The 19,054-nt window shown below is 45.9% G+C and carries 15 protein-coding genes; 8 read left to right on the top strand and 7 right to left on the bottom strand.

The genetic code is table 11. From position 1 onward, the window contains the following. The 3 genes from Q5691_RS25310 to yidD form a co-directional block, all read right to left on the bottom strand. Positions 1–4,670 (bottom strand): AAA family ATPase (locus Q5691_RS25310; RefSeq protein ID WP_333347812.1); only part of this gene is annotated, 4,670 nt, incomplete at its 3' end. Between the two features lie 1,232 nt (positions 4,671–5,902). After that, entirely contained in the window at positions 5,903–6,295 is a 393-nt protein-coding gene (locus Q5691_RS25305; protein ID WP_333165791.1) for a hypothetical protein, read from the bottom strand. 152 nt (positions 6,296–6,447) lie between these two features. Further along, a complete protein-coding gene (gene yidD, locus Q5691_RS25300) occupies positions 6,448–7,011 on the bottom strand; it encodes a membrane protein insertion efficiency factor YidD (RefSeq protein ID WP_333213423.1) in 564 nt (187 codons plus the stop codon). A 222-nt stretch (positions 7,012–7,233) separates the two neighbouring features. On the opposite strand from yidD, the gene chlP reads away from it, so the two are divergent. Further along, positions 7,234–8,454: a geranylgeranyl reductase gene (gene chlP / locus Q5691_RS25295; RefSeq protein ID WP_172186475.1), complete on the top strand. Its 1,221-nt coding sequence runs from the start codon at positions 7,234–7,236 to the stop codon at positions 8,452–8,454. A gap of 129 nt (positions 8,455–8,583) precedes the next feature. On the opposite strand, the gene Q5691_RS25290 is transcribed toward chlP, so the two are convergent. Next, positions 8,584–9,126 carry a Dps family protein gene (locus Q5691_RS25290; protein ID WP_333213424.1) on the bottom strand — a complete coding sequence of 181 codons (543 nt, stop codon included), beginning with the start codon at positions 9,124–9,126 and terminating at the stop codon, positions 8,584–8,586. Between the two features lie 355 nt (positions 9,127–9,481). Between Q5691_RS25290 and Q5691_RS25285 the strand changes: the two genes are divergently transcribed. From Q5691_RS25285 to Q5691_RS25275, 3 genes are all read left to right on the top strand, one after another. Continuing rightward, the gene (locus Q5691_RS25285; RefSeq protein ID WP_333156175.1) at positions 9,482–9,727 is read left to right on the top strand and encodes an Asr1405/Asl0597 family protein; all 246 of its coding nucleotides are present in this window, start codon (positions 9,482–9,484) and stop codon (positions 9,725–9,727) included. Between the two features lie 73 nt (positions 9,728–9,800). Continuing rightward, positions 9,801–10,463 carry a (2Fe-2S) ferredoxin domain-containing protein gene (locus tag Q5691_RS25280; protein ID WP_333213425.1) on the top strand — a complete coding sequence of 221 codons (663 nt, stop codon included), beginning with the start codon at positions 9,801–9,803 and terminating at the stop codon, positions 10,461–10,463. A 256-nt stretch (positions 10,464–10,719) separates the two neighbouring features. Continuing rightward, entirely contained in the window at positions 10,720–12,054 is a 1,335-nt protein-coding gene (locus Q5691_RS25275) for a hypothetical protein (RefSeq protein ID WP_333213426.1), read from the top strand. Positions 12,055–12,220: 166 nt separating this feature from the next. Here the strand turns inward: Q5691_RS25275 and Q5691_RS25270 are convergent, their stop codons facing one another. Continuing rightward, positions 12,221–14,383, bottom strand: coding sequence for a flavin-dependent dehydrogenase (locus Q5691_RS25270; protein WP_333347807.1), 2,163 nt, complete (start codon positions 14,381–14,383; stop codon positions 12,221–12,223). 193 nt (positions 14,384–14,576) lie between these two features. On the opposite strand from Q5691_RS25270, the gene Q5691_RS25265 reads away from it, so the two are divergent. Next, a complete protein-coding gene (locus Q5691_RS25265; protein WP_190662685.1) occupies positions 14,577–14,810 on the top strand; it encodes a hypothetical protein in 234 nt (77 codons plus the stop codon). Positions 14,811–14,856: 46 nt separating this feature from the next. Then, a complete protein-coding gene (locus Q5691_RS25260; protein ID WP_333347804.1) occupies positions 14,857–15,420 on the top strand; it encodes a Uma2 family endonuclease in 564 nt (187 codons plus the stop codon). 108 nt (positions 15,421–15,528) lie between these two features. On the opposite strand, the gene Q5691_RS25255 is transcribed toward Q5691_RS25260, so the two are convergent. Then, positions 15,529–16,608 carry a M23 family metallopeptidase gene (locus tag Q5691_RS25255; protein WP_333347801.1) on the bottom strand — a complete coding sequence of 360 codons (1,080 nt, stop codon included), beginning with the start codon at positions 16,606–16,608 and terminating at the stop codon, positions 15,529–15,531. Positions 16,609–16,768: 160 nt separating this feature from the next. Here Q5691_RS25255 and Q5691_RS25250 point away from each other — a divergent pair, with 160 nt between their 5' ends. Continuing rightward, positions 16,769–17,470 (top strand): phosphatase PAP2 family protein, encoded by a 702-nt coding sequence (locus Q5691_RS25250; RefSeq protein ID WP_333213430.1) that lies wholly within the window; start codon positions 16,769–16,771, stop codon positions 17,468–17,470. An 11-nt stretch (positions 17,471–17,481) separates the two neighbouring features. Here the strand turns inward: Q5691_RS25250 and Q5691_RS25245 are convergent, their stop codons facing one another. Beyond that, the gene (locus tag Q5691_RS25245) at positions 17,482–18,366 is read right to left on the bottom strand and encodes an aspartoacylase (RefSeq protein WP_333213431.1); all 885 of its coding nucleotides are present in this window, start codon (positions 18,364–18,366) and stop codon (positions 17,482–17,484) included. Between the two features lie 269 nt (positions 18,367–18,635). Here Q5691_RS25245 and Q5691_RS25240 point away from each other — a divergent pair, with 269 nt between their 5' ends. After that, positions 18,636–18,974: a DUF433 domain-containing protein gene (locus tag Q5691_RS25240; RefSeq protein ID WP_333201249.1), complete on the top strand. Its 339-nt coding sequence runs from the start codon at positions 18,636–18,638 to the stop codon at positions 18,972–18,974. Positions 18,975–19,054: the final 80 nt, after the last annotated feature.

Genomic DNA, 19,054 nt, shown 5'->3' with positions numbered 1-19,054 from the left:
GTTTCCGAAAGCGTGGTGAAGTCGCGAATGTCGGAAAATAACACCGACATTTCTAACTGCACTTGGTCGCCCAGTTCCACATCAATGATGCTTGATTTCTCTAAAAACTGGAGGAATTGATGGGGAATAAATCGCTCATAAGCTTTGTTTAGTTGAGCCAGCCTGCTTTCATTTTTGCGAACTTCTGTATAAAGCTTAGAATTTTGAATCGAGATAGCTGCTTGTCCAGATAACACTTTTAATAGTTCCACTCTTTCTGGGGTAAAAGCTCCGGCTGTCAGATTATTTTCTAGGTAAACAATACTAATGATTTGAGATTGGTTAATCAACGGTACACATAAAATTGATTTTGGCTGATGCTTTCGGATGTGGGCGTCGTTGGTAAATTGTCCCGATCTCGCAGCATCATCTAGTACCACGCTTTCTTGAGTGCGACTCACATAATTGACAATTGCGGAGGAAAGTTCTTGACAGGTTGCAACGGGGATTGACTGCAACACGGTAACGAGTTCGTCATTGATGGTTCCTTCAGCTTCAATGAACAGTTGTCCCTGGCTTAACAAAATCAGATAGCCTCGTTGCGCCCCTGCATTTTCCATCAAAATTTTCATCAAGCTAGACAGTAGCTTATCTAGCAGAATTTCTCCAGAAATTGCCTGAGAAGCCTTCATGACTGCGGTGATATCTAGGTGATTCCCCGAACCAGTCGTTGTCATTGCTACGGTAGTTTGAGTGTTTTTTCTTCCCGGTTGAGTTACCGCGAATAATTGGGGATATCGCGTTTCTAAATCCGTTACCTTAGCAGTGGCTCCCCATTCAACATAACAATAATACGCCTCAAATATGTAGGCTTGAGCAACTTTTATTTTACCCCATTCCCAGTAGAATTTGGCTGCTAGTTCGTTGGCCAGGGCTTCGTCATTAACATATTTGTTTTCTTTGGCTCCAGAAATGGCGCGATCGTACATTTCAATCGCCTCGGCTTTATTGCCTAAAACTCCTTGTCGTTCTGCTTCCACTAAATACCATTTATGCAGATAATTCATCGGAGCATTTTGCGCCCACTGTTGCAGCGTGCTTTGATGGGTTTCTACTAAGGCAATATTTTCAGTTTGCTCAATTGCTGGCTGTGCGGGAAAAAGTGCCAGATGCGTTAGGGCTGCATAAAAATGAAAAATTGGAACAAAAGCCGATCCAGATACTCCCATCAAATACTGTTTGACTTGGGTAATGTGGTCTAGGGCAGCCGTATAATTGCCATAGCAGTAAGCAAGCAGCAGTTTGAAGATGCAGGCACAGGCGATCGCCGTAAATTCATTATCCTGATAGTGCTTAGGAATCATCACCGTTTCATCGTAGGCAGAGCCTATTAACAAATCCGGCCGAGTATGGGTTTCCCTCAAGTTTTGCACCGTCTGCTGAATCATATCCAAATAAACTCGCGCAGAATATTGTTTCAACTGCGCCATTACCGCCCTATAACTTGCTATTTCTGGTTCCCAAGTGTCTAGTTCTACACCAGCGAATAAATGAGTATAAAAGCAAATATATATGTTGTAGCCAGCGTCTACAAAGTCGCCGGTTTCCATACCAAACCTATAGCCCTCTTTCAGCGTCGGTATCGTTGCCAAAAGAGATTCTTGGCGATGCTGAATCCAGCCACCAAACAAAAGTAGAACTGTGGACTTGAATTCGGGTACATTCAACCTATCCAGCAATGAAAGTGCCAATTGCCCAAAGCCATAGCCCGTTTCCACCTCTTGGAAAAAGGCACAGAAAACCATCCCGTGCATCGCATAACCCACCGTCGATGCGGGTGCATTCCCAAAGGAGAGCGATAAACTCACCATCGTTGAGCTCAGCAGGGGCAGCAAACCGGGCATTCCCTGGAAAATGGGTGGAAACAACATACCAGACAGTTGCATAGCTGCCTGAGTCTGTGGATTTGTCATCACAGTTAGGTCAACCAATTCCTCAATCTTTCTGTCGCCGAGGAGGGCCGCAAGGGCTTGTAGCGCTTTGCCAATCTTGGCTTCATCAGGTTCAGCAGGCAGTTCAATCCCCAATTGTAAGAGTGCTTCTCTTGCTACTGCGATCGTTTCTAACACCTTGCTCTGGGCTGTCTGAGCGGCAATTTTAATTTCGTAAATTTTAACTCGATCTAAAATTGTTTGGGCTTCTTGCAAAACCAGTGCTGCCATCTGTTCCATACCATCAAAGTCACCATTCAAATAGGCAATTTCAGCAGCAGCAACATATAGATTTAGTGTCAATTCATATTGAGTTTGCCAGCAGTTGACTGTCAGTAGCTCAATTCCCGTTTGTAGATAGATATTTGCCGCAGCGTAGGCGGTAGAATTTCTAGCCTTACGTCCAGCTTCTAAGTTGAGTTGGGCTAAGGCTGAGCGTTCACTTAATTGATGAATTAACTCAATTCCTTGATTTAAATGCCCCACAATATCAAATAGTTTTTCTTCTATTTCTATCTCGGAAGAACTTTGTAGCAGTAACTGTCCTATTTTGAGATTAGTGGCTTGTTTTTGGTCGTCGGGAATCAATGAATAAGCCGCTTGCTGGACGCGATCGTGCAGGAACTTATAAGTGGGATTAGCAACAGACTGATTTGGGGATTGAGCATCTGCTTGAATGAAGTTATAGCCTTCTGAAATCACTAAAATGAGTCCTTCTTGCAAGGCTTTCCACAGCGCTGATTCCGTTTCTTCTGGTAATTCTTCGCTGACTATTGCCAATGTCTCTAAATCAAACTGCGCCCCAATGCACGCGGCAAGTTTGAGAACATCCTGAGTTTGTGCAGGCAACTTCTGCAATTGCGCCGCCATAAACTCCACCACATCAGAGGCGTCGGCAAATTTAACTTGATTAATATCGCACTGCCACCCCCCTTGTACGCCCCTCAATCCCCCCTTGGTAAGGGGGGATTGAGGGGGGTTAAAAATAATTTGACCATCTTCATACAAGGCTTTTAGGAATTGAGTTGAGAAAAATGGATTTCCTTGGGTTTTTTGATAAACCAATTCTGTCAAGGGCCCGGCTAAAGATAAATCGCAAATCAGCGTATCTGCTACCAACTGATTGAGATCTGCTAAACTCAACGGTTGCAGGGTAATCGTATTCACAGTGGCTCCCGACTTCACAATCTCATCTACAGTCAACATAAACGGATGAGCCGATGATACCTCATTATCTCGATAAGCACCCAATACCAACAGATGCCCGGTATCCTCCATCAACAGTTGTAGCAATTTCAGCGATGCCGAATCCGCCCACTGCAAATCGTCCAAAAATATCACTAAGGGATGTTCTGCTTGGGTAAATACTTGCACAAATTTCTGCATCAGCAGATTGAAGCGATTTTGGGCCGCACTCCCGGACAATTCTAGTGCAGCCGGTTGAGCGCCAATGATGTGTTCTAATTCAGGAATTACGTCAATCAAGACTTGCCCACTCTCGCCTACTGCGGTGAGAATCATGGTTTTCCATCTGTGTAACTGAGCGTCACTTTCTGATAATAATTGTCCCATTAATTCCCGAAATGCTTGCACAAATGCACTAAAGGGAATATTGCGTTGAAATTGGTCGTATTTGCCTTTGATAAAATAGCCACGCTGTCTGGCGATCGGCTTGTGGACTTCGTTCACTACTGCGGTTTTACCAATCCCAGAAAAGCCAGCCACCAGCATCATTTCGGCACTAGAATTACGAACTCTTTCAAAGGCAGCTAATAGATTAACAACTTCTGTTTCTCTGCCGTATAACTTTTCGGGTATCAGGAAATGGTCTGTAAGATCCAGCGTTCCCAAGTCAAATTCTTCTATGCTATCGGTTTCTTGTAGTTGAACGAGACACATTTCTAAATCCTGCTTGAGTCCCAATGCAGTTTGATAGCGATTTTCCGCATTTTTTGCCATCAATTTACTGACAATTTGAGAGACAATTAGGGGAATTTCCGGCTTGATTTCGTGCGGTGGAACTGGTTGTCTGGCAATGTGGCAGTGAACTAGCTCTAAAGCGTCTTCTGTCTCAAAAGGGAGTTTTCCTGTCAGCAATTCGTAGAAGGTGACACCGAGGGAGTAAAAGTCAGTGCGGTAATCGATTGAGCGATTCATCCTACCAGTTTGTTCCGGCGAGATGTAAGCGAGGGTTCCTTCTAAAATGTTGGGATTTTTCAGGGTTGGCATTTCTCGCGTTAGCTGAGTGGAAATACCAAAGTCGATTATTTTGAGCTGTTCCGTTTCCGGGTTATAAACAATATTTGAGGGGTTAATATCTTTGTGGATGATATTGGCGCTGTGAATTTGTCCTAAAATTTCAGTGGCTGCGATCGCAATTTGCAGAAACTCCTTGAGGTTAAACTTTCGCTGCTGCATCCATATTTTCAACGATTCCCCGCCAAAGTCCTCCACAAAAATCACGAGGCTGTTTTGGTATTTTTGCAAGTCATAAACTTGCACGACTCCCGCCTCTTTCAGCTCTCGGGTGATGCGGTATTCGGTACGGTAGCGTAGCAATTCTTGAGGTGTCGGGTAGCTCTCTTTGAGCAGTTTGAGGATGAGCGGTTGGCGATCCGCTTCCCGAAGGGCCCGGTAAACCAGAGAGTTAGCACTTTCGTAAAGCAGCTTCTGGACGGCAATGCCTGGAATGGACAGCATATTTATTTTTTTGGTAAAAATTAACGCGAAGTCAAAACACACCGGGTTCGTTGTGTCGAGAATAGCGCTTTAGAAAGGAACAAATTATGTTTTTATAACACACTCTTAGTTTTTCGGCAGCGAAGTGGCTTTCAGGTGGTCTGGCATAGTAAGGTTAAGGAGTTATCATGCGACGTACCTAAGCCTTGTTAATTCTCAACTCCATGAATTGTCACCGTTTCTGTTATTCAAACATCGTTAAAAATTGTCCCACCCCCAGCGCTAAGCAAAACTTTAAATGAATATATTGTCACAGGAAGTTTGTTTAAAACCCGAGACATCAAACGATTTCAGAAGAAACAAAAAAAATGAGCGATCGGCTTTTATTAGAAAAAATATCTTGAGTCGCGATTGTCAAAGTCACGAGGGTGTCCCCCCGCTGGTTCCAATACTATGTGTTTTTCAACAATTAGTATCAGTCTCCCGGAAAGTTCAAGTAAAGTCAAAAAACCCAGGCAAGCTAACGATCCAAGGTGATGAAATGTGGTCGTTTGTAGGCAATAAGGGTAACAAGAAGTGGAAATAGCTGGCGATTGATGCCTTAACCAAAGAAATTCTAGGGGTTTATAGCAATCCTACATGAGTCGTAAGTTTTTCACCCCACCCCAACCCTCCCCTTACTAAGGGGAGGGAGTAAGAAATTCACAAATGATGCGAGGATGACTATATATAGGAAGTCTAGTTGAAATGGGTGCTAAAGGTTTTTGGGATTCCCTCCCAGGAGTTTACAGACAATGTGCCGTCTATTATACAGATTTTTTGGTCGCATCTAAAAAAGTTTTGCCTCGCCAGCGACACAAATCTGTCGGGAAAGATAGGGGCAAAACTTTTGATATCGAAAGATGCAAGAACTCCCTGATGTACAAGATATCTCGCTATTGTTCTAAGAAAGAGTCTTTCCTAATCTAAAAAGCTCTCCAATCGTGTGGGAGCTTTGTGGTATTTTATTCATCATTACAACGCTTCTTTATCCCTAAAAGGATTAAGAATTTTTCGTTGCTATGCAGAACTACCAGGCTTTGTTCTGATGATTTTGGAGAGTCAATCGATTTTAGATTTTAGATTTTAGATTTTAGAATTGAAGCATTGATCCCACGGATAAATTCGGGGGGCAAGTTTCATCGGATACAGGTTTTTTATTTCTGGACGGATGAATCAGGGGGCTTGTATCCTGGATGCTTTCGGTGATTTATCTACTTCCGCTTACCCTTCCCGGCTACAAACTCCCGCAGCCGGAGTAAACTAGCCGTTTGCCCCAAATTCAGTGGCAGCAGCGACACTCCCTCCAACCGAGACTGCACCCAACCATCGCCCCAATACCACTCGTGAAATCCGTCAATTCCCTGACTCAATAACAGCCGCAGACAATTGTGCTCAACAATATCAACGTGATGCTGAACTGCCACGGGGCCCAGCCAACTTGTAAAGGTCAAACCTTGAGCAAATTCTTCCGGCAAACCGCTAGACAACTGCTGCGGCCACAGCCACTGCTGCAATTGAGTTGGACGCAACAAGCTGTCTCTAATCGCTGTTTCGGAAGCTTCAAGCTCAATCCGCAGGTTGCTTTGTTGAAAATTACCTAGCATAGCAATTTGAAATTTTATATAGGAGCTTAACGTAACTTAAATGTAACGTAATTGCACCGAGTTCGATCGACAATCGCGATCGCACCCTCTGAAAATTCCCCTACATTTAGTAAAAAAAATTTACCTATTTGGAGAGCGGTTGGGGAGTAAAACTAGAAACAACTGCCACAATCCGCGCTGCCACAATCGAGTCCCGAACAATCCGCGCCGCTACAATCGAGCCGCGAACAATCCGCGCCACTACAATCGAGCCCCGAACAATCCGCGCTGCCACAATCGAGTCCCGAACAATCCGCGCCACTACAATCGAGCCCCGAAATACATTCCGAGATTCCACAATCTAGGCCTTCAATACAGTAATTTTCACCCTGAGAGCTTCTGCGAGGAGTTTTCCCCTGAGATTTTGGTCGATCGGATTTTGGTTCATCGTTACCCTCGAAATTGGAGTCTTCACAGCCAGATTCAGTGCTAAACCGGGCTTTCAAGATGTGATTCGCGCGTTTGCAAGCCGCAAACCGGCGGCGCGATGCTTTGATCGCCCCAAATAAACCCAATTTGGCGATCGCGCCCTTGATATACTGCGAGCAAGACTCCCCCCCGTACAGCACTCGGTGAGCGCAAGAAAACCCTTTTATCGGCGAGATGTGTTTCTGGTATCCGCTAATAGAAGCTACAGCTAATTGTCGGAGGGCTGCATCAAAGATAGGCGTTTGCATTGGTTTCTCATACGTTAGGTATTTCCTTCCTGCTAAAAACTACAACCAACAGCTCAACAATTCGCCGCGCCCCATCCCTCGCGCGATGGCTATTTTCGTATCGAACTGTTAAGCTCTGTTTCATTTCATTGAAATCTCCCCTGCTTCACGCCACCGCATCCCAAGTCCGTGATACCATCACACCTGAGTAATGCCTATAGAAAAAAACTGGAGAGAAAAGCTTTGACACTAAGGGTTGCAGTAGTAGGTTCAGGCCCTGCGGGTTCTTCCGCCGCCGAAACATTGGTAAAAGCAGGCATCGAAACATACCTATTCGAGCGTAAATTAGACAACGCCAAACCCTGCGGTGGGGCGATTCCCCTGTGCATGGTCAGCGAATTTGACTTGCCGCAAAGTATTATTGACCGCCAAGTCAGAAAAATGAAAATGATCTCCCCCTCCAACGTCGAGGTGGACATCAATATTGAAAACGCACACGAATACATCGGTATGTGCCGCCGCGAAGTGCTCGACGGCTTCATGCGCGATCGCGCCGCTTCCTTGGGTGCAAAACTAATTAACGGCACCGTTCACAAATTAGAAATTCCCGGCAACAATACAGACCCCTATACTCTCCACTATGCCGACCACTCCGACGGCAGCGCCATGGGAATTCAGAAAACTCTGAAGGTGGATTTGGTAATCGGGGCTGACGGCGCTAACTCCCGCGTAGCAAAGGCGATCGACGCTGGTGATTACAATTATGCGATCGCCTTCCAAGAACGAATCCGCCTGCCGGAAGATAAAATGGCTTACTACCACGACTTAGCCGAAATGTACGTCGGCGATGACGTATCTACCGACTTCTACGCTTGGGTGTTCCCCAAATACGACCACGTAGCCGTCGGCACCGGCACGATGAAAGTCAATCAAGCCAGTATTAAAAAGCTGCAAGCAGGCATCCGCGCCCGCGCTGCCAAAAAATTGATGGGCGGTGAGATTATTAAAGTGGAAGCTCACCCTATCCCGGAACATCCGCGTCCTCGCCGGGTTGTCGGCCGAGTTGCTCTCGTAGGCGATGCTGCAGGTTATGTTACCAAGTCTTCCGGCGAAGGTATCTATTTTGCCGCCAAGTCTGGCCGGATGTGCGCCGAAACTATTGTTGAGATTTCCAATAAAGGCGCGCGCATTCCGACTGAAGAGGAAATTAAGATTTACCTGAAGCGGTGGGATAAAGCCTACGGCATTACTTACAAAGTTCTCGACATTTTGCAGCGCGTGTTTTACCGTTCCGACGCTACTCGCGAAGCTTTTGTGGAAATGTGTGCCGATCGCGATGTGCAAAAGCTCACATTCGATAGCTACTTGTATAAAACCGTGGTACCGGCTAATCCTTTCATTCAGATGAAGATTACTGCGAAAACCATTGGTAGCTTGTTGCGTGGGAATGCTTTAGCGCCTTAATTCCCTGCGGTTCAAACGCACTTTGTATAAAAAAGCGAGCAGTCACAAAACTGCTCGCTTTTTTTTTGATCTAAGATAACGAACCGCGAAGGCGCTAAGGGCGCGAAGGAAGAGGAAGAAGAAGAATTGTTAGTTCAAGTTCAATTGCACTAAGGTATCGGGGGCGAGGAAGTGGGAAATGTGATAAGCCCGCTCTTCTGTTTTTAGCAGGATTTTTTCGTAGAGGTAGCGGGTAGCTCGATCGCCCAAACTTTCTGCTTGCCCTGCTTGACGGCGCAGCAAACCTATAATAGCTTGTTCCGCCGTCAAATCGTGTTCTAGCATTTGGCGGCAGGAATATACGCCGTCGGCTTCCGGCTCAAAACAGCACAGCTCGGCTAACTTGCTAAAGCTAGCTGCTGGTATGCCGCCCAATCCGTTTAACCGTTCGCCCAACTCGTGGACGCTATCTTGAGCTTCTCCGTAGCTTTCTTGAAAGAATTTGTGCAAGGAGTAGAATTCTGCCCCTTCCACCACAAAATGATGTTTTTGATATTGCAGGTATAGAGCCTGAAAACTGGCCAGCAGCGCGTTCATTCCTTCACAAATCGGTGCTGTGACTGAATGTTCCAGTAGAACTGGGTTTTCGGATATGTGGCCAAATGGTCTCAATGCACTCTGAGTCTGGGCCATGTGTGTTCTCCTCTCAATAGGCAGTTTTGTTGCCAATAGAGTCAGTCTAGCACCCTAGATTTACCCGTCAAGCAGCGTCTGCCTCGATAGTAGAAGATTTTGTAGAGTAGGAAATTTTTTTTGTAAACCTATTGAGAATTATTAGCAGTTGGGTTATGCTTGAACAAGATCCTCGTTCTGAACGCTTCCTGAAAGTGGGGCGAACCTTCAGAAGGCAGAAGGCAGAAGGCAAGAGGCATAATTTTTCAGGAAGGGCTTTTGATCATCTTTGATGTTCTGCTGAAATCTGGCTTTTCACTTCTACCCGCTACCAGTCAGGGTAAAAATTAATGCAAATTATTACTGTTGTTACAAAATGAATCCAGCAGATCCAGAATTAGAAGTTTGTGACATTGTGCAAGTTAGTTGGCTAGATAGGTGGCAAGTTTACAAACGCTTGCAAGAACTAGAAATTCCCTGCTGGTGTGCGGTTGACCAACCTTTGCGGGCAAAAGTCAATACTGTTAAACAAGCGGCTCAGTTAATGAGTGTGTTGAGGCAAGTCAGTGCCCCTCGATGCGAACTCGTGCAGTGGCTGGAATGCTGCTGGCAAATCGGGTAAAGGTAGAAGGAAGTTCGGCAACGAGCAGTGTAGAAGATGTAACGGATGTAACGGATTTAAAGGAGTTATAACAATGTATAAGTCTGGCAAGCAAGTTTCCGAATTCAGTTTAGAGGGAGAAATCCTCGGCCTAATTATTGAAGATGGCTGCAAACTTAAATATTTGCGAATTAGCAACGATCGCGGAGTAGAATATCTTGTTAAACTTTGCAAGGAATTGCGGTCATTTCTGTCGCCTATTTTGACACCGGGGTTGAGAGTTCAAGTTGTAGGTGAGAAAGAACTTAACTTGAAAAACGGTAAAATAAAACTTAAAGCTCGTAGCCTCAAGCTGGCTCAGGGTAACAACGATCGATCGCACGAACACCTTGACTCCACCAATGGGCCTGTTGCGGTATTGACATCCGACGATCGCGCGATCGCTAAAACCGAAGTCAGCTCTCCCACAGCAGCTAAAACTGTAAAAGCTCCGGCAAAAACCCCAACCAAAATATTAGTATGTCAAAAATCAGACTGCCTGAAGCGGGGCGCTGGAGGAGTCTGTAAAGCTTTAGAAAATGCTTTGAATGCGCGCGGTTTAGAAGACAAAGTGACTGTACAGGGAACCGGATGTCTCAAACAGTGTAAAGCGGGCCCAAATATAGTTGTGATGCCGGACAAAACTCGCTACAGCCGCATTGCACCGGCAGAAGTTCCAGCAATCATTGACAAACATTGTGCAGTTGTTAAAGCTTAGGCGAGCGCCGAGATACCGAAACAGTGCGTTAGAGATCGGGAAAAATTATTTTAATAGGACTCTGGGCAAAAAACTCACAGGCCCATCTTACGCCTTAATTTGAGTTCGGGTTGTAGTTCGATCGCGCCACCCGATTCAGAGGTTATTGTCCGAAAAAATAGGAAAAAGGCCAAAACTATCACTTAGGGGCTTCCTTCTGTAGAATCTCTAAGGATAGACTGTATCTGAGACCCTGTGAGTATTGGGATAAAAAGCCATGTCAGAAGCTGATCTTCGAGCCCATCAGCACCAACCGCACCCTGCTGTTCCATCCGATACCGAACCATTTCAGTCAGATTTTGCTGCTACTGGGGATTTTGAGCCGATCGCCCCCGATGCGACAGAAACTCCCGCAACGGTTCCCCAACAGCCAGAAGATGAAGACTGGCAAACAGTAGATTTTCCCAACGCCATCAGCGTAGATGCAATTCCCACAACACCTGAAACAAAAAATTCGCAATCTCCCACACAGCCAACTGAGGCGGGCTCGCCCCCAATTTCAGACAATCTAAAAAATATGCTTGGGAATGCCGAACAGGCCAAGGGCAAAGGATCGACCCCAGTCACCCTTATGCAAGCGCTGCACGAATGCAACCGCGACCTTTTGCAGCGCATCGCCCAGCTAGAAACAGCTTTGGAAGAGTCCCAAAAAACCTTGCAGAATCGCGAAACTTTGCTAGAACAGCGGACTGCAGAACTCGAAAATTCTCAAGAACAATTGACGCGGCTGTTTGGCAAAGTGGAAGTTTCCCATCAAACCCTCCAAAGTCAAGAAATTTTAGTCGAAAGTTTAAGAAGTCAGTTGGCAACCAGCCAAGTCAGACTAGCGACTGTTGAGCGAGAATGTGCGTCTACTGTGCAGCGCTACAACGAACAGTTACAGCAGTTAGTAGCCACAGAAAATATTTGCAGGGAATTGCGAGCCCGCTTGCACCGCCAGCAGCGCCACACTCTGCAATTCAAAGCTGCCTTGGAAAGAAGTTTGGACAGGCCGCAGGTAAAGTCTCCGAGGATTGAGCCGCCTGACAATAATCTGGACACCGCCAGCGCACAATTAGAATCTTTGCTCGCGGCGGTCAAAAGCTCTCAGATGCCGGTGCCGCCAGCCTTCAACGCTTCCCCTGTCCAACCTTGGTCGGAACCAGAAGAGCTTCCAGAGTTAGCCGCTGCTGTTGAGGCGATCGAGCCTGAATCCCCAGCCCCTCTAGAACTCAACAAATTAGCACAAGTATCCGCCATTCAATTACAGGAGACCGAAACCTACCAGCCTCATGAGCCGGCAACTGACTCGGCCGAACCGGTTGCGGAACCTGAACTGCCGATGGCTGAGTCTGAACCCGAAACAGCTACCAAAGTGGACGCCCAAGAATTGGCCAGGGCTTTTCAAATTTTGAACTCTGTTGAAACCTTTGGCATTCAAGAAGTGCGATCGAGTGTGGCAAAACCTACAGCAGTCGCCCAACCAGACTGGCTGAGCTTGATTGCCAGTCCGCTGCGGGCTTCTAAAAAACGTCGATCGCTAGCTGAAATTGAATTGCCGAGTTTTCGATAGCGAACTGATATCATTTCCGGTAACACCGGAATGATGTTGACGGTTGACGGTTGACGGTTGACGGTTGACAGTGAACAGTCAACAGTGAACAGTCAACTCGAATTTACTATTCCGATGCTAACGGATTGGATATGAGAGTTGCTAGTTTTGAGTCAAAACTCAACACTCAACACTCTTTTCTCCCCTTTCCCATGCCATAGGTGAGAGCATAGCTGGTAGCCAACAGCCACAGCCAAACAGCCGGATACCGGGGTTCCAACCAAGGCTGTACCCTGCGGGCGAAGCTGGGAAGCCATCCGAAGAGCAAACTGGCCAAAGCCAGCAGAGTAAAATTCAAGTAACTTCCCAGCCAGCGCCAAATATCCCCCAATGTGACAAAATCTAAAATCCACAACAGGAGAGAAGGATTTTTTCCCGCTGCTTCGATCGCCAGTCGATTGAAAGTTAGCCAGTCGGTTCTATCTTTAATAAAAGTTTCGGCGACGGCGAGTTTTTGTGCTGCCAAAATACCGAAAAAGGTATTGAGCATTGAATTAATTCTTTGGGGTGGCAAACTGCTGCCGGTAGGAACCATCATGCCTTTAGAAAATAGCCAAGTTACTGAAATATTGCTCTGGTAGGCGCGAATTTGGTTTAAGTGATTTGCCGTCAACAAATTGTGCTTTAATGCTGTATCCAACAGGTCTGTTAAGCGGAAAAGATTGCGGACAAGAGAGCCGAAGCCTGTGAAAACGAGGGGAGATTGCAAGGATGCTGCGTCGCCGATCGAGACTAGGCGATCGATCGCCACGGAGCGATCGCTGCTGTTGCTGCTAAAATGCCCCGGAATATAACCAAAGGTCGGTTTTTTCCAAACCAATTTATCGACATCGCAGCGGCGGTATTCCGGCAAAATTGCGAAAAAATCTTCGTACATTTCCAGCAAAGAACCGGGATTCTCTGGATGTACTTGGTGGTAGTGAAATAGATAAACTGTCAGTTCTGTGCCGGCGCCGGGAAACAACTCCCAAATGAGCTGGCGTCCGCGGGAAATGTCCCCGTGAGTGTGGAGTACATCCCCGTAATCGGAATCCCATATTCCCGGCTCAAATCCTCCGTCGATGACTGCTCCCACTGTCGGACAAACGCTGTCAAAAGTCCGCCCTTCGTTCAATTGCCAAGCGATGGGAGAAGCCGACCCCATTGCATCCACCAGCAGCCGTCCTAATGCAGTGCGATCGGCTTTTGTCGGCAAGTGGCGGCCCTGAACTACTACTTTTTCCGCTTCAACATCTGCTCTGATAAACTCAGTTTCGTCCCAGATTTCTCCACCAGCTTCTGTTAGCTTAAGTCCCGCTAAATTTAGCAATTTCTCTCCGTCCAAAGCTACATTGAGTACCTTTGGTGTGTGCAGAACAGGCGCTTTAGCCACGAACGGATTGTTAGCATCAAAAAACTTGTTGTAGCCATCTTTGTATTCTCTGGCAATCAAAGTTTCGATTTCTGCAGCAGTAAATAAACCCAAATCAATTAAGCTTTGAATTTCGTCCCGCGAAATATTCCACTCGCGATTCATTCGCCCGAAAGGCATTCGTTCAACTAGCAGCACCCGGTAGCCCAATCTCGCCATGACTGCGGCGTGAATCACTCCCAAGGCCCCGCCAATATAAATTAAGTCGTAAAAAGTATCGCCAGAATCAGACACCGAAACTGTACTTTTTACCTTCTTCTTAACATCCGTTACATCCGTTAAATCCGTTACAGAATCCGTTGCCGAACCCTCTTCCTTCAAAAACACTACTTGTTTTGGCGTTTGAGGATTGCGAGTGCCTTCGCGCCAACGCTGTTCCCACCAGTAGACGCGCTTGAGGTCGTATTCGCCTTGAGGCATTTTTTGGAAGTATTTGACGGTGAGGGGGTAATAGGGGGCAAGAGCCTCAAAAATTGACTGTTTGGAGAGGTCTATGACAGGGGGTTCCCGGTAGCGATCGGGAAACTTGTTTCTTACAGCAAGATTCAGAGCTTCCAGGAACTTTTTTTCTCCCGCAGGCGCATCTTCTAGACGAAAGACTTTTAAATAAGTGGTGCGCTGCAGTGACCAGACAAAGGTGGAAAGTTCAGTCGATCGCCAATTTGGGTTTCCTAATTTGGTGTCAGCCAATGCGGGTTTTGGATTGGCCTTTTGAGTTCCAGACTTGAGAACCTCGGCTGTTGTGGCTGGTGAAAGCAGTCGAAAGCCGTCAGCAGTAATAATTTTTTCTCCCATTCCGGGATCGAATTCGTGCTGCAACCAAGTGCAGACGGCTGCTGTATCCGGTGTCGGGACTTCTAGATAAAGAATTTCTTGCATGATTAGGCTCTCAATTCTGAATAAATTAATAAAGATGGGGGAGTTGACAAGGGAGCAAAGTAGGCTATACTCCCGAATACTTATTTAGTTTTAAATAAGTTTACAATGTTCTCAGATTTTTAGGTTTTCGATCGCTCTTGCTCTCGGTGGGGGCGCAACGGCTGAATATCTACTCCTTTCGGTATGCACTTCTATGAATTATCCCATTCCTACGAATCCTCAAGAAATGATTGCTTTGCGACAGCAGCCGCTGAATGAAGAATTGGTGGCGTCGGCGATCGCGGGTGTGATTCAAATAGCTCGATCGCGATCTCAGTCTTTGGATGAATTAAAGGCTGAGGTACTCGCGGACGACAATCTGCTCGATTTTGCTCAGAGGCTATGGCTGAGCGACATTGTGGCTCAAGCTTGGAACAATTTACCTTAGACTAGACTGCTGCTAAAAGATCTACTTCATTAGAGGTGAACTTAAAATGGTACAAACAAGATTAAAATCCTTAACTTTAGAAGAGTTTCTCCAACTACCCGAAACCAAACCTGCCAGCGAATACATTGATAATCAAATTATTCAGAAGCCAATGCCACAAGGGAAACACAGTACGACTCAATGTGAACTAATTATTTTCATTAACGCTATATTAAAACCCAAAAAAGTTGCACGAGCATTTCCAGAACTCCGGTGTACCTTTGGCGGAAGGTCAACAGTGCCTGATGTTTCAGTATTTGTCTGGAACCGAATTCCCGCCGATGAGAACGGCGAAATTGCTGATGTCTTTCCCATAGCTCCTGATTGGACAATTGAGATTTTGTCGCCAGACCAAAGTCAAACTAAAGTTACTAAAAATATTCTGCACTGCTTAAATCATGAAACTCAAATGGGCTGGCTGATCGATCCCGACGAACAATGCGTTTTTGTTTATGTTCCCCAGCAACAGACAGCAGTATTTGATGAACCAGAAATGCTGCTACCTGTGCCGTCCTTCGCTAACGAACTGCGGTTGAGTGTCGGAGAATTATTTGGCTGGCTGCTGAAATAATCTTCGGAAGGAAGAGGGAAGAAGGAAGAAGGAAGAGAGTCATTTTGACACGGCTACACGGATTAAATACTGCCAACATTCAACAGTCAACAGTCAACAGTCAACTAACTAACGCAACTCTACTTCTCGCTTGACTTCTGCCAAAACTCGATCGCCCCGCGTCAACCGGTATTCGGCCCGCCAAACTCCGGGAGTCAGAGGAGAATTTGTACTGTTTCTTTTGCCGACATAACCCAACCAAGTGCGGCTGGGGGCTTTAATTTCATTGGTTTGATCGGCAATGGTTGTGCCGTTGGGTGCAAATAATTTGTATTGTTCGCGATCGCCCTTGAGCACTCCGTAACTTTGCACCCAAAACAACAAAGCTGGACTGTTTAGAGGGAGTTGAGTCTCGGAAAATTGTCCTTCCCAGACAGCGTTGATATCGGGTGGCTTATTGGCAAAACCTGCCCTAATTAAACCTGTGGAAATATAGTCTAGAGGTTTGTCCCAAATAGGATTGCGGGCGATGTTGCAGCCTACCTTCGCGTCGGGGCCGACAAAGGGATCTACGGGTTTGCCTTGATAGCGAAAAGTTACGTGTACGTGGGGGAAAGAGGCCATCCCAGAGTTCCCCACCATGCCCAAAACAGTGCCTTTTTGTACCTGCATCCCCGGTTTAACGGCAACGCTGCCTTTGCGGAGGTGGCAGTATTGGGCTTCCCAACCACCGCCGTGGTCGATTACCATGCCGTTGCCGCATTCTGTGCCTGCGATGTTGGCTTTCTCTGTCTCGTTTTGTAAACGCCGATCGACCACACCATCTCGTGCTCGCAAAACTTTACCGGCAGCGGAGGCAATCACTGGCACTCCTTTTGCCATGGCTTTGGCGTCGGGAATCGCAAAGTCTGTACCGTCGTGGCCGTCGTAGGTTTGACGCCCGCAGCCAAAATCGACGGCGGTGGGGCCGGGTTCTCGATCGAAATACAGCAATACAAAACAGTCTTTACCTAGGGTACAGTCGATCGGCTGGCCGAATTGCGGGTTGTTCGGCTTTTGGGCGACTGCGGTCGAAACGAGACGCTGGGCGATCGTGTGGGCTTCGGCGATCGGGGCATTTACTCCGCTGTTATTAGCACAACTATAAAGATTTGTCAACCCCACGACCAACAAAATTGCATAAATGTGTTTTTTTGATAGTATAGTCATTCGCAGGTTGGATGTAAAAGCTGAGGTGGGTAGTGAAAACTCAATTAATCATTCAGAATATAGTTGCTCAAGCATCTAGACGATTGGTAAGGCTTTTTCGTTTCCTATATTTGTTGTATTATTTTGAGTTGGAAATTTAAAATTTTTAATTAATTCAAGAATGCGTTCTAAAATTCGATCGCTCATTTCAATAATTCGGCTGGCCGGGCTTGCTGTTGCGGCTTTGGGGATGTGGGGATTTGCCACCCTTGCCGAAGACGTGTTGGAAAAAGAAAGTTACGTTTTCGATACCTCTATTTTACTAGCTCTGAGGCAATTGCACACTCCGTTGCGCGATCAAATAATGCTGGGCTTTACTTTTTTGGGCGAGCCGAAGTTGCTGCTAGTGATTTGTCTGACGTTGGGTATTGTTTTGCTAGCGCGCAATCACCGATCGGAAGCTGCAACTATTGCGCTCGCGGCTGGGGGAGCGATCGGTTTGAATTTACTGTTAAAAAAACTTTTTGCCCGCGATCGACCTCAACTTTGGGAGCGCGTTGTTAATGTAACATTTTACAGTTTTCCTAGCGGACACGCAATGATTTCAATGGTTATTTACGGTTTGCTAGGATATTTTTTGGGTCTACGCTTTCCCAAGCAGCGCTGGTCGATTTACGGCTTGACAGTTGTATTAATTGCTGCTATTGGTTTTAGCCGGCTTTACCTAGGAGTTCACTGGCCTACCGATGTTATTGCTGGTTATACGGCTGGTTTGGTGTGGCTGATTACCTGTATTATTACTTTGGAAATATGGAAGGAATTGCGTTCTTTGACTACGGCTTCTAAAGAGGAGTTTTTGTCACCGGAAAATTCTCAAGAATAATTTTTAATCTTCTACTCAAGATTGACTATTAGCTTTTGAGTAAAACACAAGGCAATTCCTTTTTCGTAGTAAGCAGCCTCGTTAATGAAAATCGGATAAACGGTTGATTTACCTTCATACAATACCGACTCACCATCCAAAGTCAAAAACATCGGATCGCCGGGATTCAGGGCTTGATAATCTCTGGATTGCAGATGAGGATGAATCATTGCCTGAATTTCTCTGTTCTCGTTTCTGGGATAGTCGATCGCCCCAATAGTCTGATAAATAGTCAGGGGATTCTTTGCAGCAGGCATTGTGCCTTGATTGTAGGATTCTACGCAGTCTAATATCGTGCCGACAACTTGCTCAGTTTGCTGAAATAAAGACGCATCTAATACGCCTTGCGGGACTGCGCCAACTTCCAGCGTACCGCCTAATACCGAAAGCGATCGCAGCAAAGGACTATCATGATTCTTGGTTGCCGAAGCCAGTAGCTTTAGGTGGGGATACACAGAGGTTAAATAAGCTGCTAGTTGCAGGTTAAATGGATGATGGCTGGCGAGAATAAATGTTAGCCCCATGTTGGATGTGGTGCTGTGCAAATCGATAATTACGTTGGGCAGATGAGTGTTTTTTGAGCTAAAAATGCGGTAGATTTCTTTCGCCCGCTGCGCTTCATAGCTGGAGAGATGGGGATTTTCTAAATCTGGCTGTCGAAAGCAGCGGTTGAGGTCGATATCGACGTAGCGTGTCCCGATTTCGCAAGCTTTGGGATTGGCTAGCAGAGTCATTGTTTCAAAAGTCGATCGCCCAATTAACTCTGGCGCGCGATCGAATTTATTCACCAGGTAAATTCCTGTGAGTTCGTTTCCGTGGGTTCCTCCCACTATGACAACACGTTTAATTTGGTTCATAGACAAATAAATTCTTATCTTAAGGGTATCACCCTTTGTCATCTGTTGGTAAAAAACATGAGATTGAGGTTGATTATGTGTTTATATTTAGATTAGCTAAAGTTTAAGTAAGTAGGTATCACACGCAGAACTGAGAAACCCGGTTTATCTGGGTATTTCTCGTCACTAGATAAAAAATACGAACGCCACCGCGAAGAAATCGATCGCATTATAGTTTCCGATCAAACCGAATAGTAGAATAGTAGATAGCTAAAAGAGGGATTTTAGATATGGGACTGAATGAGTATTTTGATTTCTTAGCACCGGATGATATTCGCATTAAAGGACATCGCATCGGGATTGAGACGGTACTGTATGAGTATTTGTATCGAGAACGCACCCCAGAAGAAATTCAGCAACTCTATCCATCTCTAACTTTGGCAGAAGTCTATACGACTATTTTGTATTATTTACAAAATCAAGAATCAGTAAGTAGATATTTGCAAGATTGGTTGGAATGGTCGCATCAGCAGCGAAAGCTCCAAGTAGCAAATCCCCATCCGGCGACAGAAAGATTGCGAAAATTGAAAGCTGAACGGGAAAGACAATCTGTTATCCAGGGTGCTTGATCGACAGGGCTATTTCATTCTAGTGTAAGGCCTGATAGAATAACAGATTAATCTCACTGAGGGTTCAGGTCAAAATGTCC

Origin of the sequence: Microcoleus sp. w1-18aA5 (genome assembly GCF_036701705.1) — a bacterium.
Taxonomy (GTDB): domain Bacteria; phylum Cyanobacteriota; class Cyanobacteriia; order Cyanobacteriales; family Microcoleaceae; genus Microcoleus.
The sequence above is the reverse complement of the archived record's forward strand: the minus strand, read 5'-3'. Positions and strand labels throughout refer to the sequence as shown.